Here is a 22,786-nt window from a genome sequence, read left to right as displayed (position 1 = left end):
CTTGCCTTCTAGCGAGCGGAAAGCTCGGATCAGACGTTTACAAGCGCGGGTTTTTGTTCGGTTGAGGCTGGCGTAGCGATCGGATCGTAGCCGAGCTGTTGGGTAATCCGTTCTCTGGCTAAAAGGCGGTACTCCCAAAAATGCTCTCCAGCGGCACATAAGCCGAGATACATATTTAGGAATTGAGGCTTTTGGCGTAAAATCAGCCAAAGCTGTCGCCAAAATTGACCGCGAATTTCAGGTCGCCGAATGCCCTGATGCCAAATTAACTGGGCGACTAGCCGCAGTCCTTTGCCAGCCGGGAAGTACATATTTTGCGTTCTTCCTGGCGGTGGAACGATGTTGAGGCATTGATTAAAACAGCGTCTGAGATAGTTCTGGGGTTCGTACATTGTCCAGAAACCTTCTACGTACTCTCTGGCAATGTCTGCTAGAGGTCGGCTGGGCGTAAAATTCATCAAGGAATTCTGATCTCCAACTTCGGTGATGCCAACTCCTTCTAATAAACGCTGCTCTTTTTGGAGCCGAGTCCACAAAGCCGTATTCGGCAAGGCCTGCAAAATGCCGAGCATGGGTTGAGGAATACTGGTTTCTTCGACAAAGGCTTGAATGCGATCGCCAGCACCCGCGCGTTCTCCATCGAAGCCGAGAATAAATCCTGCATAAATTAGCATTCCGGCTTCGTTGATCTTGCGACACGCTTCTAAAAGCGGGTTGCGGGTATTTTGAAGCTTTCGAGTGACTTGCAGGCTGTCTTGATCTGGGGTTTCAATACCGAGAAAGACGGCGTAAAAACCGGCTTTTTTCATCAACTGTAGTAGTTCATCATCCTCTGCTAAATTAACAGAGGCTTCGGTCATGAAGGTGAAGGGATAGTTGTGTTCCTGCATCCAAGGAATCAATTCTCTTAGCAAGCGCTTGACGTTGCGCTGATTGCCAATAAAATTGTCATCGACGATGAATAAGGAACCCCGCCAGCCTAAGTCATAGAGGCTTTGCAACTCTGCCAACACTTGAGCCGGTTCTTTGGTACGCGGTTTGCGACCGTAGAGGCTGATAATGTCGCAGAATTCGCAGTTAAACGGGCAACCGCGAGAAAACTGAATTGCCATCATCAAGTAGGCATCTCGCTTCAGTAAATCAAAGCGAGGAAGGGGACTTAGGGTAACATCCGGCTTTTCGATGGAGCGAAAAACACCTTTTTCTTGACCCTGCGCGATCGCTTGCAGAAAGTCCGGTACTGTTAATTCCCCTTCATCCAAAATTAGATAATGTGCTCCAGAGGCGAGAGCGTCTTCAGGAACGGACGTTGGATAAGGCCCTCCAACTGCCACTTTTTTTCCTAACTCGACAGCCTTTTTGATCAAAAAGTGAAAATCTTCTCGTTGTGCCAGCATTGCCGATAGAACAACGATGTCGCACCACTCCCAATCGGCCTCCGTCTCAGTCTTCACATTGCGGTCATAAAACTTAATTTCCCAATCTTTTGGCAACAGTGCTGCAACTGTAATAATTCCCAAAGGAGGGATCACCGCTTTGAGTCCAGCGATTTCCATAAAACGGTCATATGACCAGAAAGACTGGGGAAAAGTGGGGGAGAGTAAAAGCGCCTTCATTGACTCCGTCCTCAAATAGATGACTTGGTTTCAGGCAATTCCCCACTCTTACTCTGCACTACCTGACTTGACATCCCCCACAAGTTATACTACGCAGCGGCAAGCCCGTAGGCTGACATCCGCATGATATCGCGGGTAGTGAAGCCAATATTGCTCAGCGCTTCTCCGTATTGAATCATGAAGTCTTCAACTAAAGATTCTTTGTCCATTCCCAGAATACTGGCATCCTTTTCGACTTCGTTGAGCATCCGCCAGACGATGGGAAGGTTCTGACGATTGGCTGCTTCAAATTCTGCTTTGGATTCCTCGAAATGGTTTTTCAGCCACACTTCGCCGTAGTTAAGATGGCTGTATTCATCTTTCACAACACCCTCAGTAATTCTACGGGCGAAGTCATCGGCAACGGGGATATATATGTTGTAAGCAGCGATCGCAAAGCATTCGATAATTAATGCTTGAATCAGCAAACAGGTCACAATCCCGCCTTCTGCTGCCGCATCTTGGAAATTTTGGTGCAGTCCGGAGAAGAACTTGCGAGCAAATTCTAAATCTGGCGTCACTTCGAGATTCCGCCCGCAGGCTTCAAATCCTTTCTTGTGACGACTCTCCATTTTGGATAAACGGATTAACTGCTCCTTATCTTCTGGTAGCAATTCTGCTAACTTGATGTAATTCTCATGAGCCTCTTGTTCGCCTTCTATCACAATCGCATTGATGCGGCTGTAGGCGTCCTTGTAGGTTTCACTGTGGAAGTCAATTTCTAGGCTGGTTTCAAGCGACGGCATAAATCTCCTGTCTGCTCCTCACGAATAGGTCGATCCTAGACCGACCTAAATTTCTGTGGAATAGTAACGTAACTTAATCTAATAATTGTACTGTACCTATCCTGGAGCCAAACGGGATCAGTCAATTTAAGTAAGTATTCATGCCTAAGAAAAATCCACAGGGTCGATTGTCAGCCACTCAGCTTTCCCAGTTTGCAATCCCGCTATTGCTGTTGCTGGGCGCTTGTGTCGTGCTACTACCGCTTGGCATCGTCTTCCTTACCTCTTTTGACAAAGTGGGTGCGACACCTGGAGGAAGCTTCTTTCCATCTCACCCCGGCTTTGCCAATTACCGCGAAGCTTGGAGGCGCGGCAACTTTCTGTTAGCATTTGCCAATTCAACCCTAGTGGCGCTAGCTGTAACTGGGTTTCAGACGATCACCGCTGCACTCGCCGGTTATGCGTTGGCGCGGCTGAAGTTTCAGGGGCGTCAGGCAATTCTGCTGATTGTCTTGGCTACGCTGGTAATTCCCTTTCAACTGTTGGTAATTCCAATTTTTTTGGTTTTAAAGTGGGGACACTTGATCAACACTTACTGGGCGCTGATTTTACCTACGGCGGCGAATGGATTTGGGATTTTTCTGTTGCGGCAGTATTTTCAAACGATTCCAGTGGAGTTGGAGGAAGCAGCGGCGCTGGATGGGGCAAACCGCCTACAAATTCTGTGGCGGGTGATGCTACCGTTGTCTCGTCCGGCATTGGTGACGCTGTTTCTGTTCACATTTATTGGGGAATGGAACGATTTGTTTAAGCCCCTGATTTTTACAACGCGACCGGAATTGAGGACGGTGCAGCTAGCGTTGGCAGAGTTTCAGGAGCAATTTACGAATAATTGGCCTTTGCTGATGGCGGCTGTTGCGATCGCTACCGTACCTGTCGTGTTACTGTTTCTCGTCGGGCAGCGTCAGTTCATTCGGGGGATTGCGGCGACGGGGATTAAGAATTAATCTGACGCTTGCAGGGGATGTCTTCTATATCCCTACAAGATAGTGTGCATATATCCTGTCAATCTTGTTACAGTTTGTCACAATCAGGAGTATGCAGAAACTCGGTATATTTTTAATTGTTTTCTCTTTCCTGCCTTGGGTGGCAATCCTCTTAGTGGTGCCCTTGCTACCGCTAGCGATCGCCCAAAAAGCCCTAATAGTTCCGATTCTTGCGGTTGTGGGAGAAATTGCCTTTTGGGTGGGTTTAGTGCTAGTCGGAAAAGAAGCCGCAACCAAATATCGGGCTTACTTGAATCCGGGCGCAATTTGGAGGAAGGTTAAAAAATTGATCCGCCCCAAGAAGAGATCGAATTGACCTATCTTGGGATATCTCTGGAGAACCGCGATTAATCGCCTCTGAAGAGAGCGTTTTAGGCGTTATCTGCGATGACTTTGAGGCGAATCGTGCGATCGCCTTCATCATCCAAACTCACCTCCACAACTTCACCCGCAAGGCGTTCCAGGCAAGAAAGGAGCGATCGCAAATGAGGGCTACTTGCACCAGTATCTACATACAGCCTATCGGTCAGACTGCCCAGCCGCTTCCAGGTCATGTAAAATTTGGCAATTGTCTGTTCTAGCTGCGCCGCCTGCTTCACCATATCGGCGGCGGTATTTAGACAACCCAGACGCAAAGCTTCCTCTAATGCCATTTCCACGTCAATAGAGGTGCGCTCAATTGCCTGAACTTGAGCGGCGGCGTCTAAGTATTTAGATAAATTCCGGGCATCCGATGTTACCTGTTTAACCGTATCGACATCGGGGTTCCCGGCGACTTCCTCTTTCAGGGCGCTGATGTGAGATTCTGGTAATTTCTCCATTTCCCGCACCAAAGGAGACAGAAATCGAGGGGGAAGAGAACCCGCAGCTGCCTTTTCCTTGACTTCATCAGGTAGCAACTCTGAATTCATCGCTGTCCACTCGTCGGAGAGTTGCCGCACTTCGCGCCTGGTAATGCGATCGCCTTTATTTGCCGCATCAGTCACCAGTTGTTGGATTTCTGGGGAAGCCTTAGAGGTTTCGATGAAGGCGCGTTTGCTGAAGCTACGAATCGCCTCCGGGTCAAGATGCCCCTCTTCTAAGAGGGTATCAGCACTATTTGCCAGTTGAATTAAGGAATATGCCTGACTTTTACTAATTTCCCGTTCTTTCAGCCAATTGAGAAATCCCGTACCGCGTCCGTCACCGCCTTGTTTCTCTCGATCGCGCACGATTCGCAAAATCCGCCCCCGCCAGATTTCCGTCTGCAAGTCGAAGCGATCGCACACCAGCCAAGCATTGTCTACCAGCTTCTGAAACTCAAACTCTGGAATCTGCTCATCCTCTGGATCGGGCAGATTGAAATTTAGATCGACTGGGTTCTGAAGGGCAGCAGCCAGTTCGCTGGGAGATTCGGGTGATTGCACCATTAGTAGCGCTCTATGGGGGTCGATCGCCTTATTATGACACAACCCGTAGCCGCAGACTCTCTAGCACAAAAGCGCGATCGCTGCAACGTTAAAATATAAGCCAAGTCTTACAGAGGTAAATATGTCAACTATCACCGACATCGGGACATTAATTGTGCGTACTCCAGAAACCTGTGGAGGTCGTCCGCGAATTGCAGCGAGGAGAGTTTCTGTCGAGTAAATGGCAGTTTTGTCTAAGCAGGGATTGAGCGCAGAAGAAATAGTCAATGAGTACGGATTTCTGACTTTAGGCCAGGTTTATGCGGCATTGGCTTATTATCACGCTAGTAAAGATGAAATAGAAGCGTATTTGGCAGAGGAAGAGGCAGAGGATGACCGCTTACAAGCAACATATATCGCGGGTAAGCTGAAGTGAGTCAGATTCGTTTATATCTGGATGAAGATATGATTAGGCGAGCTTTGATACAGGCTTTACGAAACGCTGATATAGACGTAGTGACAACTTCAGAAGGTAATAATCTTAGTTGTACAGATGAGCATTCTTCAGGCAGATATGTTATGCCTGTATTAAAATTTCTCCCAATTCTCTGTAACTGAACATGGCTCAAGACTTTCGCCGTGCTAATCTCAGAGGCAAATCTTTCAAAGGGCAAGATTTAACAAGTGCAGACTTCTCGCACGCGGATATCCGCGGGGCAAACTTCACTGGTGCCATCCTGAAAGGAGCAAACTTCAGCCACGCTCAAGCGGGATTGCAACGACGTTGGGCAACTTTTCTCGTAATCGTCTCATTACTTTTGTCAGCACTATCAGGATTTACCTCGTTCTTAACTAGCTTTTTTACAGCATATTTTTTTACTCCTACTATCAAAGAAACCACTATTATTCCTGGTGTGGTCTTCTTAATAGTGCTAGCAGTCTTCTTTATCGTTACTATCCGTCAAGGTCTATTGGCAGGGGTAGTGGCAGCGGCAGTGGCAGTGACAGTGACAGTGACAGTAGCAGGGGCAGTGGCAGGGGTAGTGCCAGGGATAGGGGTAGTGCCAGGGGTAGGGGTAGTGCCAGGGGTAGGGGTAGGGGTAGTGGCTCTGCCAGTGGCAGGGGCAGGGGCAGTGGCAGGGGTAGTGGCAGCGGCAGTGGCAGCCGCAGTGGCAGCCGCAGTGGCAGCGGTAGCGGCAGTGGCAGCCGCAGTGGCAGTGGCAGCGGCAGCCGCAGTGGCAGGATTGGGTATCTATATGGCTTGGCGTGCCTTAGCTGGGGATGGAAAATATGCCTTTGTTTACACCTTTGCTGTTGCCTTTGCTGCTACAGGTGGCACGAACTTTCGGGGTGCTGATTTAACTGATGCTGATTTCACGCAAGCAATACTCAAAAGTACAAATTTTCGAGGTGCTATTCTTACGCGGACTCGTTGGCATCAAGCCAAAAAACTTGACCGTGCTAGAGTCGGTGATTCTATCCTATCTAAGGCTGCTGTAAGAGATTTATTAGCCGGTGGTAATGGCTATAAAAAATCTTATGCGGGTGCAAATCTCAAAGGTGCTAATCTTGCCGGAGTAAATCTCAACCAGGCTAATCTTAAGGAAGCGGATCTCAGTGAAGCTACGTTAGAAAAAGCTAATTTAGAAGGGGCAAACTTGACGAAAGCTCAGTCAGTTGGTACTGCTTTTACTAATGCTTCCTTAACTGGTGCTTGTTTGGAAACATGGAATATCGACTCGACAACAAGACTAGAGCAAGTCGATTGTCGATATGTTTATCTCCTCGAACATCCTAACCCTCTAACAGGCGATAGAGAGCGTCGCCCTCACGATCCCGATAAAATATTTGAACCCGGTGATTTTGAAAAACTATATAAAAAGATAATTAATACCGTGCAGATACTTCTGCGAAACGGTATTAATTCAGAAGCTTTTAATATAGCTTTCCAGAAATTAATGGAGGAAAACCCAGAAATTACCCGTGATTCAATTCAAGCGATTGAAAAAAAGGGGAATGATGTTTTACTTACAATCGAAGTTCCCCAAGAAACCGACAAAGGTAAAGTTCAGCATGATTTTGAAGAACCGTATCTAGCAAGACTAGAGGCGCAGAAGCAAGTTGCTCTGCTAGAAGCTGAGAAACGTCATAGTAAAGAAATTAAAGAAATTACTATGATATTAGCTAGTAATCCCAGTAACCAGGGTAATTTATTGTCTAATCTAACAATTACCGCAAGTGGAGAGAATACAACTATGACAGATAACAAGAACCAAGGTATTAACGCTACGGATAGCTTTGTTAATACAGGTGAAATGAACAACATGACAGGCAGTACCATCAATTTAGGTCAAATTAGCGGTGCTGTAAGCAATACAGTCAATCAGTTACCCGACTCACCTGAACCAGATAAACCCAGTATTAAGGAATTATTGACTCAGTTGCAAACTGCAATTGAAGCAGATACTAACTTAAGCGAAGAAGATAAAGCTGAAACATTAGAACAAGTTAAAGCCTTGGCGGAAGCTGGGAAAAATCCCAACGAGGGAGCAATGCAAAAGGGTGCAAAAACGGCAATGAAGATTTTGAAAGGCACAGTCGCCAGTTTGCCAAGTGCTGCAACATTAGTTGAAGCTTGTAACAAATTGTTGCCTGCGATCGCTAGCTTATTAGCTTTGGCATAATCCAACCAGAGGGGCAACATATTTTGAGTGCAGGTCGCTTAGAGCAAAATTCCCTCAATGCCTGGCATTGTATCTGTGGCTAAGATTCTGGCGTTTATTTTGATTCTTCAACTGGAGGTGTAGGGGAAGCTTGAGAAATCACGGTAGCGCCTCGATATTTTAATCCCGATGTCGGTTGAGACACCGGAATATTTTCTGTTTTACGGACTTTACAAACCTGACCCCGGTATTTTCCTGTAACTTCAACTTCTGCTACTTCAACGGTTGAAGGGGTGGATTCGTAGTTAATCCCGCGATAGCTGAGTTGAGTCTTGTCGTCTTCCTGAAACTCAGATTGAGGCTCAATCTTAGGTTCGGATTGAGCCTCAAATTGAGCATCGACTACAGGCTGACATTGCTGCAAAAGTCGTCTTGCGCTTAGCAGTACGACCAATAGCAGCAATACCTGAATTTGCCAAGGCGCTACAACCAAACTTACAAATAAACCAACAAGAGAAATTGCGGCGGCGAGATAGGAAATTTCGTCAGCAGAATTTTGAAGTATATAGACAGCTAGTAGGGTAATCGCTAGCGGCATGATGAAAGACAAGGACATATTTATCACTTCTGAAGTTACCTCTGAAACTAGAGTGCGAAGTGTATTTAAAAATATAAGCGAATTATTACTAATCAGCCTACTACTGGTGGATTAATTTGGCTCATCCTTTTGGTTGAACAGTTGAATCCTAAATCGGTCGTATTTAAGAACTGGCTGAGGTTCCAAGCAGAGAAGAAACTATCATAACTGGCGGGAAAGCGATCGCAACCTAACAATACGGCGACACATCTCTCTCATCGCTTGCCTTTGGCGACGGCGCGGACTTTGTTTATATAAGCTAGTAGGTGCGGGATTTCCCTGCACCTAGTGGAGTTTGGAATTAAATGGACAACACTTAGGGTAACTTTACTGCTAAAAACGATACAAAGATTCTGAATTTAGAAAATCTGTATCGCGCATAAACTCAAGAATCTCGGACGCGATCGCATCTGCGTGACTTCCCGCCGCATCATGACCGCAGTTGGGGATAATCTTAAACTTAGAGCTGGGCATACAGGCATGAAGTTTTTTGCCATCAGCAACTGGGAACCATTGATCTTGATCGCCCCAGAGAATTAGAGTCGGACACGCGATCGCACTCAGGTTATCTTGTACGTTACGAATTAAATTCGGTTCATTCTTTACCAAACGCTGTATTTCTTGCGCCGCGTGTTGTAAATCCTCGGCAGTTTTTGTCAAAGCATTCGGAAATTCAACATACGGATAAGTAATCCAGTAAACTTCTTCGGGTGTAATTCGTGTCCAATCCACTACAACTTCCCGACGCCCGAAGGCTACAATTTGCCACAGTAGCGGTGCAAACAGTTGAGTCACGCGCAGATGATCCGCTATCTTAACTAAATCTAACGGCAAATCTGCTAATAACTGCATCCCCCAAAATGGCAATCGTTTGAGGAAAATCGGTACATTAATTACAACTAATCGATCGAACAAATCTGGATGCGCTTGGGCGGTGGCGAGGGTCACTAATGCCCCCAAAGATAGGGCTACCACAACAGCCGGTTCATCGCATAACGCTCGCACGATCTGCTCTAGTTCGAGCGATTGATGACCGAGTATTTCCGGGTGTGATGGCATCTCGGAAAAACCGTGTCCTTTCGCATCGAAACAGATAACGCGAAAATGTTGTGACAATGGCTCAATCGCGTAACGCCAATTGTAGCTCCAGCTCGCCATTCCATGCACTAAAAATAGCGGTTTACCTGTACCTTTTTCGCCATAAGCAATTTTTACAGGATTCCCGTTAGCATCAGAAATGGTTATCGTTTGACGCCCGTTTGGAAATGTGGCTTCCCACCAGTCTTTCTTACTCATCTGTTGTACAATTCCCTTGAGAATCGAATTCAAGGGTTAGCCAATAAACTTTGCTTGCAAGGAATTAAAAATATTCAGATTGGAAAGGAGAAACGAATTAAAGTTTTTAATTTTTAATTTTTATTTAGTTATCGTTTGCCACAGCAGATTCAGGATAAAAAGACTGAAAGCAGCAATGCAAATCACAAAGAGCATCAACCCACCCAACAGCAGAATGATAAACCACCAATCTGCTTTTTGACTCTGCCGAGGAGAAGCGAGATGAGCTTCTAGAAGCATCATGTTTTTAGCATTCGCTTTCCAGGTAGCGTCAAAGAAATCCCCCAACACCGGCACAGTGCCAACTAAAGTCTCAAAAATAATATTTAGCACCATCCGCACCAAAGCTTCTCGTGGTAGACCCAGCAGCGCTGCCTCCAGCACGATATAGCCTGACAAGGCACTTCCTAGTATATCCCCGCCTCCAGGGAGCAGTCCAAGTAGAGGATCGATGCCCACGCGGTAGGAAGTTCCCGGAATCGCGATTGCATTATCCAGAATATAAGTAAGCGATCGCAGGCGCTTAATTCTAGCTGACTTGGCGTCCGTCGATCTTATAGGAGGTTTGGGAGGAGGCTGAGACATCAGAATCGATAATGGGGGAGTGAGTAGCGGATAGGGAAAAAATCGTTACCACCTACTACTGACGGAAAAGGAACAAAGCTTCGTCTTGCTATTGGAATGTCTTGCTGTTGGCATCAGTGTTCAACACCTCAAACCCATCCCTTCTGGAGGTGTGGAAGACATTTCTTGCTCTATATCCGTTAGCGTTGTCAGCGTTGAGCTAGGAGTCGCAACTTGTTCGATTTGAGTCAACAGGGTTTGCGCTTGTGTCTCTCCCTTATCAGCCAGTTGCTCTAGGTAGAGCTTGAGTTCGTCGGCAAGGGCAGTGGGAAGGTACATGGCTACCACTCCATCTTCCGGTGTGAGCTTCTTTTATGCATCATAGCTTCGTCGGGCACTAGAATTCAGCCCCGATTCTTGCAAGTTAACAACTTGCAAGTTAAATGTTTAAACTAACCTAAAATTTCTCCTCCTTTTAAGCTTCAATCTTCTATTCCCAAAGACGGTTGACATCTATCAGTGTGTTTGATAGCACCTATCTATAGGTTGAGATTGTTTAATAGACGACAGACAGCTTAGAAGAACTCGCTAGAATTAAGAACAGAGGAGGTTCAAAATTTCCCCTCTTTTCACTGTTTCATTTGATCGTGTTGAGTTTGCAATTATCTTTTTATGGAATTAAGTAGCCAGTCCTCTAACTCTTCTGACCAACCTCCTCCGCAAAGGTGGGCAGAGTTACTAGGAACTGCAATTGCTTTGTTGACTTTGACCTTACCTGTGTTTGCGATCGCTCACTACTCTCCAAGCGGCGCTCAAAGCTTGCAGCAGCAAACCAGCTATTCAATCCCGATACCCGAAGACTGACCTTCAAGATACAACAAATGGATATCGCGTAATCCTGGAATCTGGGTAAACAGAAGATTCTGTGTTGACCTTCTTCCCGTAGAATGCTCACAAGGGCTATCTGAAAGGATGAAGGATGAAGGAGGAATATTCTGATTCCTCCTTCAACAACGGGTGCGATTCGTAGCGGCTGTAAAGTAACTACGTTAAGCCTCTACAGCCTTCAAACTGACATCAGGGCACCCCCAATACTTTGTGTTGCTTGGAGAAACTGGAGAAACGTTTTGGATTTAACACGCATTCCTGCTCAACCCAAACCAGGTCTCATTAACGTTCTGGTTGAAATTACCGCTGGTAGCAAAAATAAGTACGAGTACGATAAGGACTTACAAGCCTTTGCCCTAGACCGGGTGCTTTATTCTTCGGTGCAGTACCCCTATGACTACGGCTTCGTACCCAACACCCTAGCAGATGATGGCGATCCCCTGGATGGCATGGTGTTAATGGAAGAGCCAACATTTCCAGGGTGTGTTATTCAAGCGCGACCTATCGGAATGTTAGAGATGATTGACGGGGGAGATCGGGACGAAAAAATTCTGTGCGTTCCCGACAAAGATCCGCGCTATGCCCAAGTCAAATCTCTCAAAGACCTTGCGCCACACCGACTAGACGAAATCGCAGAATTTTTCAAGACCTACAAGAATTTAGAGAAAAAGGTCACGGAAATTCTGGGTTGGCAAGATGTCGATAAAGTGATGCCGCTGGTGGAACAATGTATTAAAGCTGGCAGCAAAGGGTAGGTCTACGAGCGCTAGGTGAGCGAACTAGGAAAAAATTGAGGGATGAAGTGGTTTGAGAACGTTAGAATCAGCTTTAGCTGAGAAAACTTTTCATGCGCCGAACCCTAGTGCTGATAGATACAACATGAGGAAAGTGCAGGCATAGCAGGAGAAGCAATCAGCGCCTTGCACTTTCTCAATGGTGTTAATTACCTTTCTTGTATGCAGCGATCGCTTCTTCTATCAAAAATTCATAGTTGCACGCTTACTAGGGCAAATCTTGACTATGTAGGGAGTATCAGTATTGATAGAACCCTGTTGGATGCCGCAGGTATACTACCTTATGAACAGGTACAAGTCGTGAATGTCTCGAATGGAGAGCGCTTGATTACTTATGCAATCGCGGCACCGGCAAATTCAGGGGCAGTCGAACTCAATGGTGCGGCGGCTCGTTTGGGCATGAAGGGCGATCGCTTAATCATCATGACCTACGGGCAATTTAGCCCAGAAGAACTGAAAACTTATCAACCTAAAGTTGTCCTCGTAGACGGGCAAAATCGGTTAATAGAAGTCCGCCGCTACGACGATCTGCTAAGCGTGCAGCTAACTTCTTGAGCGAATATATGTCTTCAAAAGAACCAGCGGCACCAAATCCTCAAATCTCCAATCCCACAGCAAGTCAGTCAACCCAAGCTGACGCAGAGTTTGTGGTGCAGTTTTGGGGTGTGCGGGGCAAAATTGCCGCCGCTGGCAAGGAGACGCTTCGCTACGGCGGCAATACTCCCTGTGTGGAAATGCGGGTAGGCTCCAAACGATTAATTTTTGATGGCGGCACCGGCTTGCGGTTACTGGGTAATCAATTACTGCGTCAAATGCCGGTGGAAGCTTACGTATTCTTTACCGACTCGCAAAGCGATCGCATTCAAGGCGTTCCTTTTTTCGTTCCTGCCTTTATTAAGGGCAATTGTTTTCATATTTATGGGGCAGCAGGATCTGATGGAGCATCGATTCAACAAAGTCTCAGCGACCAGATGACGCCTCCGAATTTTCCAGTCCCTATACAGGTGATGCAATCAGAACTACAGTTCTACGATCTAACTCCCGGCGAGACGCTCGCGGTAGACGATATCACGATTGAAACCTGTTTAACCAACAATTCCCTGCGGACAATAGGCTACCGAGTTACCTGGCAGGGACGCACGGCTGTTTACGCTACGGGTGCAGACAACGATCCGAATGCCCTTGATGAAAATCTGCTGCACTTAGCCCGTGAAGCCGATTTACTCATTTGCAATGCGACTTCCCCGGAACTAGACCAAGGTTTGGGGGCAAACGGTGAGTCTTCTCATGCAGGTGACTTTGCGATTCAACCCTGCGAAAATCCCTTCTGGCAAACCTGCGTTAAAGCCGCTGATGCGGCTAACGTCAAAAAATTGGTGATGTTTAGCTACGAACCAGACTACAGCGATGACTTTCTCGACCAAGTAGAAGGACAAATCCAGTCGGCGTTTCCGAATGGATTACTCGCCCGTGAAGGAATGATTTTAGCCGTTGAGTAATCGGTCATGAGAGTGTAGAGTTTTGAGCCACAAAAAAGTTCTTAAATTCAAAATTCAAAACTTTTTGCTGGTAATTCAGAGTTTTGATCCCTCTTTTGTTACTTTAGGAAAAGAGGAATGAGTGACAAAAGAGTTCTTAAATTCAAAACTCAAAACTCAAAACTCAAAACTTTTTCCTAATTCTCCTCCTACCGACTACTGAAGACTGAAGAACTTAAAGAAGAAATCACCCGACTAATCTCCTGTAGTTTCTGGGCAACTTGACCGCTACCCAATAAAGTTTCTGCCTGAGTCAAACCGGATGATAAATCTGGGGCGAGACCGCAGTGCCATAGGTAAAAACCACCGTTCCAGATAGCTGCTTGCATAAGTTCGCTCTTGTTACCTTGCAGCACGGCTTGCATTTCTTGTACCAATTCAGTTGCGGAGTCTAGGGCAACTTCCTTTCCCTCAAAGCCGTAGTCACGGGGATGAAGCAGGAGGCGTTGCGGAGACGAACCGGGTTGCCAAGTTCCAATAATCGCCGTGCGATCGCGCGGTAAATCGCAGCTACCTTCTAATCCTTTCACCGCTGTGAAATACTGGGGGTTGCCTCGCAATGCCGAAGAGTCTTGAAACATCCCTTCCGTGGGAGGATGGACAAACCCTGCCACAACGTGAGCTTCCCCTGCATAGGGACACCACATTAACTCCATCGTTGCAAAGGGGGGACGTTTGCCAATTTGGTCGCGGTAGGGAACCAGTCCTGCCGCTTGGGGGAAATGCTTGGGCAAATAAACAAATCCGAGTTGAGTTGCCTCAAACACCTGCTGGACGACAGGGAGGGATAACTCAGCCCAATTGACACCCAACGCCTGCCAAATCTCAATCAGTGGCAAGCCTTCCTTGGTAGGCATCCGGTCGCCCCCGTGCATCACCACCGCCTGTCCAGTGGTTGCCAAGATTAAAGCTGTCAGTGGCGTTATGGGTGCCGTGCGCGATCGCCCATCGTAGGGCGTCCCCAGAACGATAACCGGGCGTTCTGAGTCGATGGGTTGCAGTTTTGGCCCTAGTGCGTCGTAAGCGTCTAACATCCCTGCCAATTCTTCGCCGGTGGGACGCTTAATCCGATGGGCGATCATAAATGCTCCAATCTGCGCTGGTGTTGCTTCCTGTAGGAGCATCATCCGTGTCGCTTCCTCAGCTTCGGAGCGACTTATATTTTCGCCCGTATGGACGCCACTACCCACTTTTCGCAGAATTTCCCTGAACTCATTACTCATAGTATTTTGTCGTAGTCAATCGTTATCAGTTTTTGCGAATGGCTAATTCCCAAAAGATTTTTTGCAATAGCCATTAACCATTAGTTAACAGGTATAGAAGCATCCGAACAGATTATTGTGTTGCCAATCGCTCCTGCAAATTGCATCGGGACTAACTCGCGTACCATCTGGCAAAAGTGCTGAATGGGGGGAATCAGCAAGCGATCGCGCGTTGTTACCATCACTACCTGACGAGACAAGCTGGGATCTGCCAGCGAGTCGGCTAAGTTTGGCGTCCCTGGCGCGGGTGTGGAATCAATGACTCGAATCGCCAGCGTTGCATCCTGGCGAGCATCTACCAAAGCTGACTGGGGCAAAAGGGCAATCAATTCTCCTTGCCGCACAACACCGCGAAAGGCATCAAGCGTATTTAACTCCATCACCGCCTGAAGATTAGCGCCTTGCCGCAAAAATCGCTCTTGTACCAAGCGTTGCATCCCGTACCCATCCTTAAATACCACTTGCGGGTAGTGAACGAGTTCTGACCAGGGCACCTGTTGGTACTTAGTCAGGGGATGATTTGCCGCCATCAAGATTTCGATGCGTTCATTGTATAAGACATCGACCACCATATCCGGGCTAGCCGTTAAAAAGCGGTTATTCATCACGATCGCGACATCGACCATTCCGTCTCGCAAAACTTTGAGAGCGCGATCGCTTCCAAGCGAAGTTACCCGCAGCTGCACCGCCGGGTAATCTCGGCAAAACTGCTGCAACACGGACGGCAAGTATTGGGCGCAAACCGAGTGAATCGCCGCTACACAGAGTTCGGGTTGCTTTCCTGCCAACAAGTCTGCTAATTCTTGCGTGGCTTGTTGCCACTCTTGACAAATTTTGCGGGCGCGGGGCAAAAAGCGTTCGCCTCCGACTGTTAGCTTTGCCTGAGCCGTGCGATGAAACAGGGAAATACCGAGATCCGTTTCCAGAGACTGGATTTGCCTGCTAATAGTGGACTGAGTGAACCCACACTTTCGCGCCGCTTGCTGAAAACTGCCGGTTTCAGCAACTGCTAGAAAGGCTTGCAACTGCTCTAGTCGCATGATATGTAGCCTAAATTACATTTAAAGCCGATGAAATGAATTTAGCGGATTTGCTTAACTGTTTTGGTAGGGCTTGATACAGCAGCTTAGTCAGGGTGGCACAAGCGGGTCTTACCATAGCATGAACGGGAAAACCCTTGGAAATAAATACGATATACGCCAATCGTATACTCAGCGAAGCGATCGCCTACGGCATCGCATCAAAATGAGTGATGAAAAAGATACCCCTTAGCACTCTCTGATGAATCAGCATGAAGAAACAAACATCGCTCCTAGTCGCCAGCCGAAACCACCACAACTTGCAACTGATCGCACAATTCTTGATTCAGGAAGGATATCCAATCCTCACCGCTGACAGCTTGGAGGAGTTTGAGCAAGCTTTGAGACATTCTGCACAAATCAGTCTCGCTATCGTAGATATCTGTAGTCTAGACAGTCGGATTTGCGAATGGCTGCGGCACGAGGCAATTCCCATTCTGATGCTTTCTAACCAGTCTGGCTCAACGGACTGGCAGTTTACACTGATCGCTGGCGCTGCCGATCATCGGATCAAACCCATCGGTAAAGCAGAACTACTGACGCGAGTTAGTTCGATTTTGAAACACAGATCTAAATTTGAGCTTGGGAAAGCCCGCGACAACCGGCTATTAAAAGCGGCACCCAATTTACAGAAGTCTAACCCAAAGGTAGATGACTTAGTTTTTAGAGACGCGCTGACAGGAATTGCTAATCGCCAGCATTTTGAAGAAATTTTAGAACGGGAATGGAGACGTGCAGCAAGAGAGGCAAGGTTTCTGTCGTTGATTATGATTAATCTTGATTTTTTTAAAGCTTTTAAGGATACCTACGGACTTCAGCGAGGCGATTATTGTCTGAGAGAAGTTGCAAAAGCTTTAAGTGCTGCTGTGAAAAGATGTGGAGACGTTGTCGCCCGATATGGGGGTGAAGAATTTGTGACACTTCTCCCCGATACCAATCGCTCTGGGGCGATTGTCGTGGCAGAGGCAATGCGTTTAAATGTGGCAGATGTAAACATTTCCTACGCGAATTCTCCGATTGGCGACCGAGTAACTATCAGTTTAGGGGTTGCCACGTTAATTCCTGAGAGAAATTCCACCCCACAAGCCTTGATTGCTGAGGCGCAAAAGATGCTATCTGTAGCAAAAGAGGAAGGAAGCGATCGCTTCAAAATTTATCCGATTTCAGGCTAACCTCAAGATCCAAATAACTGAATATTGAGCCATTGTGAGCCATATCACGGCACTTATGACTGAATTACGATAGCACTAGAGAGAACCCAAAACAAAGGGGGAAATTTGAAGGAGCGACCGTTTATTTTGGCGGCAGAGCGAAACCCGTGCTACCTGGAACTTGTGGCTCAATTCCTCGGCAAAGAAGGGGATTGTGTCAAAAGTGCTAACCTTTTAGAGGCACTCGATCTAGCCCTATGCCAGTCAAAAGCAATCGGTTTGGCGCTGGTGGACATAGACGGTTTTTACCGGCGTGTTTGGAAACGCTGCGAACGAATTCGGGATCGGCAAATACCCTTTCTAATACTCTTGCCTAAGCAAAGTGTCGCGATTGAGCAGCAAAACCTAGCTCACGGAATGCAAAGTACATTAGTTAAACCGCTAGTCGTCAAAAAGTTCCTAGTGATCGTTCGCAGTCTACTAAGAGATTAAGTATGAGCCGGATTTTGTTGCTTGTAGAGCAAAAAGAAAACCGCCGCCTGCTCTCAGAGTGGCTTGCTGGGCATCACGAAGTATTGCTACCTGACGAAAAAGAGACGGGGAGCCGAGGAGCTAAGGAGCAGGAACACAACAGAGAAATTTTACTCAATCCTCAGTCCTGTAGAAATGGGATAAATTGGCGTCTTCTCAGTTCTCAGCCGGAACGGGATTTCCCCACCCTGGCTGCGCTGCTCAGCACTCAGCACGGGCAGGGTACTGTTCTACCCTTACCGCTTAGCCCTCAGTCTTTAATCCTGAACACAGCTTTTGACCTATGCGTCTTAGATAGCGTGGCTCTAAAGCAGTTTTGGGAAGAGGTGCAAGCTAGAAAAGCCACTGAATTACCAGTTTTTCTGCCATTTTTGTTGATCGTTCCTCGTCAGGATGTGGGGTTGATGACTCGACACCCGTGGAAGAGTGTTGATGAGTTAGTCACAATCCCCATCGAGAAGATGGAGTTGCAGACGCGGGTGAAGATGTTGTTGCGGACGCGACAACTCTCGTGGGATCTCAAACAGCGCAATGCTGAGTTAAAGGAGACAAATGAGCGATCGCAACAGGAAATTGTCAAGCATCAGCAAGCAGAAGCCCAACTCCGACAAAGCGAAGAAAAATTCCGGCAATTTCTAGAAGCAGCACCAGACGCGATCGCGATTGTTGGCGCAAGCGATCGCATCGTTCTCGTTAACACTCAAATTGAGAAAATGTTTGGCTATGAGCGCGATGAATTGCTTGGCAATACTCTGGAGATGTTGCTACCCGATTACATCCGGCGCGTACACGATCGAGAACGCACTGATTCCTGTTGTGAACCTCAAGTCCCACCGATGGGAGTGGGGTTTGAGCTATTTGCCCGACGCAAGGATGGCACTGAGTTCCCCGTAGATGTCAGCCTCAGCCACATCGAAACCCCGCAAGGATTTCTCGTTACTAGCATTATTCGCAACATCACCGTTCGCAAGCAAGCAGAAGAAGAAATTCACAAGGCGTTGGAACAAGAGCGACAATTGGGTGAATTGAAATCTCGCTTTGTGTCAATGGTTTCCCACGAATTTCGCAATCCGCTGACCTCAATTTCTCTTTCTGCCCATATGTTAGAACATTGCTCTAATGAATGGTCTCAGGAGAAAAAAAGCAAATATTTGCTGCGGATTAAAGACATCGTTAGAAATATGACCGACCTGTTAGAAGATGTGCTTTTAATCGGCAGAGCAGATGCCGGGAAATCAGAATTTAATCCAGTCCCCCTCGATCTAACAGAATTCTGCCGTAATTTGGTAGAAGAAATCCAACTGAGTGCTAGCAATCAGCACGAGATAAATTTTGTCAGTAATCAAACGCAATTCAAACTTGAAAATTTAAATACTGATAATTACTCTCTTCAAGGTTCTAATCTGGAATGTTTAACCGTCACTGAAAACGAATTTGAGACAATCGTTTCTATGGATGAAAAATTGCTGCGACAAATCCTGAATAATTTGTTATCAAATGCAATTAAATATTCCCCCGAAGGTGGCATCGTTCATTTTGGCTTGACTTGCCAGAACGGAGAGGCAACTTTCCAAATTAGAGATGAAGGAATTGGCATTCCTCCAGCAGATTTAGCGCGGCTCTTTGAAACATTTCATCGAGCCAAAAATGTTGGCAAAATTCCTGGAACTGGCTTAGGGCTGGCAATTGTCAAAAGATGCGTAGAAATACACGGAGGCAAGATAGCGGTGGATAGCCAAGTTGGGTTAGGAACAACTTTTACCGTAACGCTTCCGTGTTAATAGTTAATAGCGAGTGGCTATTAACTATTCACTGTCCATTCTTTTAAAGCGATCGCGATTCCTTGTTTTAATTCTGGGGTGAGATTTTCGGTGGTAGCGAGTTGCTGTAATTGCTGGTAAGCAATGGGAAATTTTTTGAGAGCAGCGATCGCGTGCAGTTTTACCCCCGCATCGGGATCTGCTAACAGTTCAATTAACTGGTTGATCGCAATGGCATCTCCTAGCTGTCCCCATGCCATTGCCACCGCTTGTTTAACCTTGGAATTTTGAGCAGTTGAGCTTTCTGATTCAAGTGCTGTCACCAGGATTTTAGCGGCGGTGGGGACTAATTTTGGAGAATCCACTCGCCCTAAAACGGTGACAATTTCCTGCCATAGCACCGGAGACTCAACAGAAAGGGCTTGTTGCAAATACTCCAAGGCGGCTGCTGTTTGGGGGAGCGATCGCACGATGTCTACTTGCAAGGTAAGCGGCGTATTCGGGGATGAGAGTACCTGAAACAAGGCAGCCGCGGCTTCATCTGTTCCCAGTCGTCCTAATGCGATCGCACTCTGCTGACAAACTTCCAAATTAAAGTCAAATAGCAGGGGTTGTAGCTGAGTTACTAGATTCAATTGTTCTAGTAAATCGGAGCGCATCCCCAAGCCAATTACCGCTTCTTTTCTCACTTGCGCGGCGGGATCTTGCAAAGCATCCATCAATACTGGTGGAATCCGGCTGTCGTGAAAGCTACCCAGTGCTTCAATCGCAGCGGCTCGAATCGCAGATTGGGGATCTTGAACCACGTTCAGGAGAGGCGCAATCGTTTCGGAACGGCGGATCTGAGCAAGCGATCGCACGGCTAACAGTCGTGTCTCTGACTCTGCTAATAGTTCGGTCAAAGCCTCCACAGCCGGAGAGCCGATATGCGCTAAAGCAGCCGCTGCTGCCACTGTAAGTTCTTCATCCTCAGATGTTCTCAGCAGCTCTACTAAGGCGGTGATGACGGCAGGATTGTCAAATTCTCCCAGAATGCGACCAGCAAACCAGCGCTCCTCCAAGTCGGCGTCTTCGTCTTTCAGAATGGAAATCAAAGGAGCGATCGCGCCTTCCCCTAATTTGGGTAACACCTTCGCCACTTCCCACCGTTCCTGAAAATCCCCTGCATCAAGTACATCTAAAGCCAGGTTCAATAATTGCTCTAAGTAAAGCGAGTTAGAATCTTCTCCTGTTAACGACTCTCCCTGCCTTCCCTCTGCTTTGTTAAGTGGCAGTTGCTGCAAGCATTGGTTTAATAATGACCAGTTTTTTTGCTGTGCCGCAATAGTAGCCTGCTCTAAAACACTTAATAACATCATTTAAATCACTTTTACTCAATTTTAACCCGACGCCCTTGACCCACACTAACTAACCTTGTTTCCTGCCTTAGCCAGTTTACCTAGAGTCTAGGTGGCGATCCTAGATTTGCCGATAAATCAGTATAGAGGCTGTGCTTGCTTTATTTTGAATAATAGAAACCTTTCTCAATCAACTCTTACCTTGGATTAAAATGTAAAGCAAGCATTGATTTAATGCATTAAGTTCATTCTTAAATTATTCTATAATTTCAAAAAAATTACAGCTTTCATCTCTATAGCAGTCCTATTTGATTTTTGAGATCCCAGCGGTTCAGATCCGCGACTTCTCCAAGAAGTCAGGGATCTCGCCTTTAGGAACTATTTAAAATTGCTATAGTTTTATGAAATTGTTGCCGCTCCCTACAATCAATATGGCAATAAATTTCTTCTTGTTCGCAGAGCCTCAAAGTAGGCAACTAAACGTTTTGGATAAGACAAGCTGATGCTAATCACGATGGAAATGCGCTGGTTTGAGCGCGGCGAAATCCCCACAGAGATTGAACGGTGGTTCAATCAAGATAGTCTCGGTGGACAGATAAAGTCACCAGAAAACAGAGAAGACTGGTATTTATACTTACCTAACTGTGATTACCTGGGTATCAAACTGCGGCAAGGAAAGCTGGAAATCAAGTGGCGTCAAGCCGAATTAGAAGTGCTGCGTTTTGGGGATTTGGTGCAGGGGAAAGCAGAGAAATGGGCGAAGTGGACGTGTGAAGATCCCACCTCAAAATGCTTTATTCCCGCAGAGGTGGCGGGAAAAGAGTCGTGGATGAGTGTGAAAAAGGAGCGATCGCAGCGTGTTTACCAAGACTGTGCTGTTGAACTCACTCAACTAAAGATTAATGGCAAGGATTCGTGGAGTCTGGCTTTTGAAGCTACAGGCGAAGATAACAAGTTGATGGATAATCTTCAAGCGGTAGCCAGCCAGGTGTTCAAAACTTACCCAGGTCCAAAGTTACAAGCTAAGGATTCTTTTGCTTATCCTAGTTGGCTGTCTGTAGTTGGGGAGTCACGCTAGGGCACTGACCCAATCTATAATCTTTGTTCACTTAACAGGATTAACCGTGGAATCGTAACGCGACGATTGGCAGTAAGCTATTTTACGGCGTTCGTGGCGATTCAACATGGCAACGATTAACGATAACTACCTCAAACTCAAAGCTGGCTACCTGTTTCCCGAAATTGCACGACGGGTAAATGCCTTTGCAGAGGCTAATCCTGACGCAAAAATTATACGGCTGGGGATTGGCGATGTCACCGAACCCCTACCGGAAGCGTGTCGCACGGCGATGATTAAAGCCGTTGAAGATATGGGCGATCGCGGTTCCTTCAAAGGCTATGGCCCAGAACAGGGTTATGCTTGGTTGCGGGAGAAAATTGCGGCGCATGACTTCCAGGCGCGGGGATGTGACGTTGATGCTTCGGAAATCTTCATTTCCGACGGTTCTAAGTGCGACACGGGTAATATTCTCGATATCTTTGGCGACAATAACGCGATCGCTGTCACCGATCCGGTTTATCCAGTCTATGTAGACACCAACGTAATGGCGGGACACACTGGCGCTGCTAACGATAAAGGCGAGTTTGGCGGCTTGGTGTATATACCCATCACCGCAGAGAACAACTTCACCGCTGAGATTCCTTCGCAGAAAGTTGACTTAATTTATCTCTGCTTCCCCAATAATCCTACGGGAGCAACCGCCACCAAGGAACACCTGAAAGCATGGGTGAACTATGCGAAAGCTCATGGCTCGATCATTTTCTTCGATGCGGCTTACGAAGCATTTATAACCGATCCAGAGCTTCCCCATTCAATTTACGAAATTGAAGGTGCAAGAGATTGTGCGATCGAGTTTCGCTCGTTTTCCAAAAATGCAGGCTTTACCGGAACCCGCTGTGCGTTGACGGTTGTGCCGAAAACGCTTAAAGCCAAAGCCGCCGATGGTTCCGATGTGGAACTGTGGAAGCTGTGGAACCGCCGCCAGTCTACCAAGTTTAATGGCGTGTCCTACATCGTGCAACGCGGTGCAGAGGCGGTTTATTCTGAGGAAGGACAAGCGCAAACTAAGGCTCTAGTTAGCTTCTACATGGAAAACGCCAAAATTATCCGCGAACAACTGACAGCGGCTGGATTAGCGGTGTATGGCGGCGTTAATGCACCTTACGTCTGGGTGAAAACGCCAAATGGTTTATCTAGTTGGGATTTCTTCGATAAGTTGCTGCAAACCTGCAATGTTGTCGGAACTCCTGGTTCTGGTTTCGGTGCTGCGGGTGAGGGATACTTCCGCATATCGGCATTTAATAGCCGGGAAAATGTGAATGAGGCGATGAAACGGATTACCGAGAAATTTAAAGTGTAGGCAAGAGAAGCCG

22 protein-coding genes and 1 pseudogene are annotated in these 22,786 nt (G+C 46.9%); 13 read left to right on the top strand and 10 right to left on the bottom strand.

Going from position 1 to position 22,786, the window contains the following annotated elements:
• Positions 1–29: 29 nt before the first annotated feature.
• Together NDI44_RS03330 and NDI44_RS03325 are read right to left on the bottom strand one after the other, a co-directional pair.
• Positions 30–1,616 (bottom strand): B12-binding domain-containing radical SAM protein, encoded by a 1,587-nt coding sequence (locus tag NDI44_RS03330; protein ID WP_190412360.1) that lies wholly within the window; start codon positions 1,614–1,616, stop codon positions 30–32.
• Between the two features lie 89 nt (positions 1,617–1,705).
• On the bottom strand, positions 1,706–2,401 hold the full coding sequence (locus NDI44_RS03325) for an aldehyde oxygenase (deformylating) (protein ID WP_190412359.1): 696 nt from the start codon (positions 2,399–2,401) through the stop codon (positions 1,706–1,708).
• Between the two features lie 140 nt (positions 2,402–2,541).
• Here NDI44_RS03325 and NDI44_RS03320 point away from each other — a divergent pair, with 140 nt between their 5' ends.
• Both NDI44_RS03320 and NDI44_RS03315 read left to right on the top strand, forming a co-directional pair.
• Entirely contained in the window at positions 2,542–3,387 is an 846-nt protein-coding gene (locus tag NDI44_RS03320) for a carbohydrate ABC transporter permease (protein WP_190412358.1), read from the top strand.
• Positions 3,388–3,478: 91 nt separating this feature from the next.
• Complete coding sequence (locus NDI44_RS03315) at positions 3,479–3,742, top strand: transporter suffix domain-containing protein (protein ID WP_190412357.1); 264 nt, start codon at positions 3,479–3,481, stop codon at positions 3,740–3,742.
• A 55-nt stretch (positions 3,743–3,797) separates the two neighbouring features.
• Here the strand turns inward: NDI44_RS03315 and NDI44_RS03310 are convergent, their stop codons facing one another.
• Entirely contained in the window at positions 3,798–4,835 is a 1,038-nt protein-coding gene (locus tag NDI44_RS03310) for a hypothetical protein (protein WP_190412356.1), read from the bottom strand.
• 121 nt (positions 4,836–4,956) lie between these two features.
• Here NDI44_RS03310 and NDI44_RS03305 point away from each other — a divergent pair.
• Positions 4,957–5,250, top strand: a pseudogene (locus NDI44_RS03305) (DUF433 domain-containing protein).
• A gap of 184 nt (positions 5,251–5,434) precedes the next feature.
• Entirely contained in the window at positions 5,435–7,498 is a 2,064-nt protein-coding gene (locus NDI44_RS03300; RefSeq protein WP_190412355.1) for a pentapeptide repeat-containing protein, read from the top strand.
• A 94-nt stretch (positions 7,499–7,592) separates the two neighbouring features.
• Here NDI44_RS03300 and NDI44_RS03295 read toward each other — a convergent pair whose 3' ends face one another.
• From NDI44_RS03295 to NDI44_RS03280, 4 genes are all read right to left on the bottom strand, one after another.
• Positions 7,593–8,093, bottom strand: a complete 501-nt coding sequence (locus tag NDI44_RS03295; protein ID WP_190412354.1) for a DUF4278 domain-containing protein — start codon at positions 8,091–8,093, stop codon at positions 7,593–7,595.
• A gap of 354 nt (positions 8,094–8,447) precedes the next feature.
• Positions 8,448–9,410 carry an alpha/beta hydrolase gene (locus NDI44_RS03290; RefSeq protein ID WP_190412353.1) on the bottom strand — a complete coding sequence of 321 codons (963 nt, stop codon included), beginning with the start codon at positions 9,408–9,410 and terminating at the stop codon, positions 8,448–8,450.
• A 120-nt stretch (positions 9,411–9,530) separates the two neighbouring features.
• Complete coding sequence (locus NDI44_RS03285; RefSeq protein WP_190412352.1) at positions 9,531–10,034, bottom strand: DUF4112 domain-containing protein; 504 nt, start codon at positions 10,032–10,034, stop codon at positions 9,531–9,533.
• Between the two features lie 120 nt (positions 10,035–10,154).
• Positions 10,155–10,352, bottom strand: coding sequence for a hypothetical protein (locus tag NDI44_RS03280; protein WP_190412351.1), 198 nt, complete (start codon positions 10,350–10,352; stop codon positions 10,155–10,157).
• Positions 10,353–10,685: 333 nt separating this feature from the next.
• On the opposite strand from NDI44_RS03280, the gene NDI44_RS03275 reads away from it, so the two are divergent.
• From NDI44_RS03275 to NDI44_RS03260, 4 genes are all read left to right on the top strand, one after another.
• Positions 10,686–10,877 carry a hypothetical protein gene (locus NDI44_RS03275; RefSeq protein WP_190412350.1) on the top strand — a complete coding sequence of 64 codons (192 nt, stop codon included), beginning with the start codon at positions 10,686–10,688 and terminating at the stop codon, positions 10,875–10,877.
• A gap of 263 nt (positions 10,878–11,140) precedes the next feature.
• Complete coding sequence (locus NDI44_RS03270; protein WP_190412349.1) at positions 11,141–11,656, top strand: inorganic diphosphatase; 516 nt, start codon at positions 11,141–11,143, stop codon at positions 11,654–11,656.
• 201 nt (positions 11,657–11,857) lie between these two features.
• The gene (panD, locus tag NDI44_RS03265; RefSeq protein ID WP_190412855.1) at positions 11,858–12,250 is read left to right on the top strand and encodes an aspartate 1-decarboxylase; all 393 of its coding nucleotides are present in this window, start codon (positions 11,858–11,860) and stop codon (positions 12,248–12,250) included.
• Between the two features lie 8 nt (positions 12,251–12,258).
• Positions 12,259–13,194, top strand: a complete 936-nt coding sequence (locus tag NDI44_RS03260) for an MBL fold metallo-hydrolase (RefSeq protein ID WP_190412348.1) — start codon at positions 12,259–12,261, stop codon at positions 13,192–13,194.
• A 188-nt stretch (positions 13,195–13,382) separates the two neighbouring features.
• Here NDI44_RS03260 and NDI44_RS03255 read toward each other — a convergent pair whose 3' ends face one another.
• Together NDI44_RS03255 and NDI44_RS03250 are read right to left on the bottom strand one after the other, a co-directional pair.
• Positions 13,383–14,456 (bottom strand): anthranilate phosphoribosyltransferase family protein, encoded by a 1,074-nt coding sequence (locus tag NDI44_RS03255; protein ID WP_190412347.1) that lies wholly within the window; start codon positions 14,454–14,456, stop codon positions 13,383–13,385.
• A gap of 80 nt (positions 14,457–14,536) precedes the next feature.
• On the bottom strand, positions 14,537–15,535 hold the full coding sequence (locus tag NDI44_RS03250; RefSeq protein WP_190412346.1) for a LysR family transcriptional regulator: 999 nt from the start codon (positions 15,533–15,535) through the stop codon (positions 14,537–14,539).
• 251 nt (positions 15,536–15,786) lie between these two features.
• Between NDI44_RS03250 and NDI44_RS03245 the strand changes: the two genes are divergently transcribed.
• The 3 genes from NDI44_RS03245 to NDI44_RS03235 all read left to right on the top strand — a co-directional run bounded on the left by NDI44_RS03245 (position 15,787) and on the right by NDI44_RS03235 (position 19,037).
• Positions 15,787–16,746, top strand: a complete 960-nt coding sequence (locus NDI44_RS03245; RefSeq protein ID WP_190412345.1) for a diguanylate cyclase — start codon at positions 15,787–15,789, stop codon at positions 16,744–16,746.
• Positions 16,747–16,851: 105 nt separating this feature from the next.
• The gene (locus NDI44_RS03240; protein ID WP_190412344.1) at positions 16,852–17,217 is read left to right on the top strand and encodes a response regulator; all 366 of its coding nucleotides are present in this window, start codon (positions 16,852–16,854) and stop codon (positions 17,215–17,217) included.
• Positions 17,218–17,219: 2 nt separating this feature from the next.
• A complete protein-coding gene (locus NDI44_RS03235; RefSeq protein ID WP_190412343.1) occupies positions 17,220–19,037 on the top strand; it encodes an ATP-binding protein in 1,818 nt (605 codons plus the stop codon).
• A gap of 20 nt (positions 19,038–19,057) precedes the next feature.
• On the opposite strand, the gene NDI44_RS03230 is transcribed toward NDI44_RS03235, so the two are convergent.
• Entirely contained in the window at positions 19,058–20,374 is a 1,317-nt protein-coding gene (locus NDI44_RS03230; RefSeq protein ID WP_339380640.1) for a HEAT repeat domain-containing protein, read from the bottom strand.
• Between the two features lie 481 nt (positions 20,375–20,855).
• Here NDI44_RS03230 and NDI44_RS03225 point away from each other — a divergent pair, with 481 nt between their 5' ends.
• Both NDI44_RS03225 and NDI44_RS03220 read left to right on the top strand, forming a co-directional pair.
• Complete coding sequence (locus NDI44_RS03225; protein WP_190412342.1) at positions 20,856–21,431, top strand: hypothetical protein; 576 nt, start codon at positions 20,856–20,858, stop codon at positions 21,429–21,431.
• Positions 21,432–21,537: 106 nt separating this feature from the next.
• Complete coding sequence (locus NDI44_RS03220) at positions 21,538–22,773, top strand: LL-diaminopimelate aminotransferase (protein WP_190412341.1); 1,236 nt, start codon at positions 21,538–21,540, stop codon at positions 22,771–22,773.
• Positions 22,774–22,786 lie beyond the last annotated feature (13 nt).

Origin of the sequence: Trichocoleus sp. DQ-A3, from assembly GCF_039961975.1 — a bacterium.
Taxonomy (GTDB): Bacteria; Cyanobacteriota; Cyanobacteriia; order Cyanobacteriales; family FACHB-T130; genus FACHB-T130.
Note: the sequence above shows the minus strand (reverse complement) of the source record. Positions and strands in the feature narration are given on the sequence as shown.

Bases quoted from the DNA above. Each gene is read 5' to 3' on its own strand.
- NDI44_RS03250 (WP_190412346.1), bottom strand. From the start codon at position 15,535: ATGCGACTAGAGCAGTTGCAAGCCTTTCTAGCAGTTGCTGAAACCGGC.
- panD (WP_190412855.1), top strand. From the start codon at position 11,858: ATGCAGCGATCGCTTCTTCTATCAAAAATTCATAGTTGCACGCTTACT.
- NDI44_RS03245 (WP_190412345.1), top strand. From the start codon at position 15,787: ATGAAGAAACAAACATCGCTCCTAGTCGCCAGCCGAAACCACCACAAC.
- NDI44_RS03275 (WP_190412350.1), top strand. From the start codon at position 10,686: ATGGAATTAAGTAGCCAGTCCTCTAACTCTTCTGACCAACCTCCTCCG.
- NDI44_RS03315 (WP_190412357.1), top strand. From the start codon at position 3,479: ATGCAGAAACTCGGTATATTTTTAATTGTTTTCTCTTTCCTGCCTTGG.
- NDI44_RS03220 (WP_190412341.1), top strand. From the start codon at position 21,538: ATGGCAACGATTAACGATAACTACCTCAAACTCAAAGCTGGCTACCTG.
- NDI44_RS03285 (WP_190412352.1), bottom strand. From the start codon at position 10,034: ATGTCTCAGCCTCCTCCCAAACCTCCTATAAGATCGACGGACGCCAAG.
- NDI44_RS03310 (WP_190412356.1), bottom strand. From the start codon at position 4,835: ATGGTGCAATCACCCGAATCTCCCAGCGAACTGGCTGCTGCCCTTCAG.
- NDI44_RS03255 (WP_190412347.1), bottom strand. From the start codon at position 14,456: ATGAGTAATGAGTTCAGGGAAATTCTGCGAAAAGTGGGTAGTGGCGTC.
- NDI44_RS03260 (WP_190412348.1), top strand. From the start codon at position 12,259: ATGTCTTCAAAAGAACCAGCGGCACCAAATCCTCAAATCTCCAATCCC.
- NDI44_RS03320 (WP_190412358.1), top strand. From the start codon at position 2,542: ATGCCTAAGAAAAATCCACAGGGTCGATTGTCAGCCACTCAGCTTTCC.
- NDI44_RS03225 (WP_190412342.1), top strand. From the start codon at position 20,856: ATGCTAATCACGATGGAAATGCGCTGGTTTGAGCGCGGCGAAATCCCC.
- NDI44_RS03300 (WP_190412355.1), top strand. From the start codon at position 5,435: ATGGCTCAAGACTTTCGCCGTGCTAATCTCAGAGGCAAATCTTTCAAA.
- NDI44_RS03235 (WP_190412343.1), top strand. From the start codon at position 17,220: ATGAGCCGGATTTTGTTGCTTGTAGAGCAAAAAGAAAACCGCCGCCTG.
- NDI44_RS03325 (WP_190412359.1), bottom strand. From the start codon at position 2,401: ATGCCGTCGCTTGAAACCAGCCTAGAAATTGACTTCCACAGTGAAACC.
- NDI44_RS03295 (WP_190412354.1), bottom strand. From the start codon at position 8,093: ATGTCCTTGTCTTTCATCATGCCGCTAGCGATTACCCTACTAGCTGTC.
- NDI44_RS03330 (WP_190412360.1), bottom strand. From the start codon at position 1,616: ATGAAGGCGCTTTTACTCTCCCCCACTTTTCCCCAGTCTTTCTGGTCA.
- NDI44_RS03290 (WP_190412353.1), bottom strand. From the start codon at position 9,410: ATGAGTAAGAAAGACTGGTGGGAAGCCACATTTCCAAACGGGCGTCAA.
- NDI44_RS03230 (WP_339380640.1), bottom strand. From the start codon at position 20,374: ATGATGTTATTAAGTGTTTTAGAGCAGGCTACTATTGCGGCACAGCAA.
- NDI44_RS03280 (WP_190412351.1), bottom strand. From the start codon at position 10,352: ATGTACCTTCCCACTGCCCTTGCCGACGAACTCAAGCTCTACCTAGAG.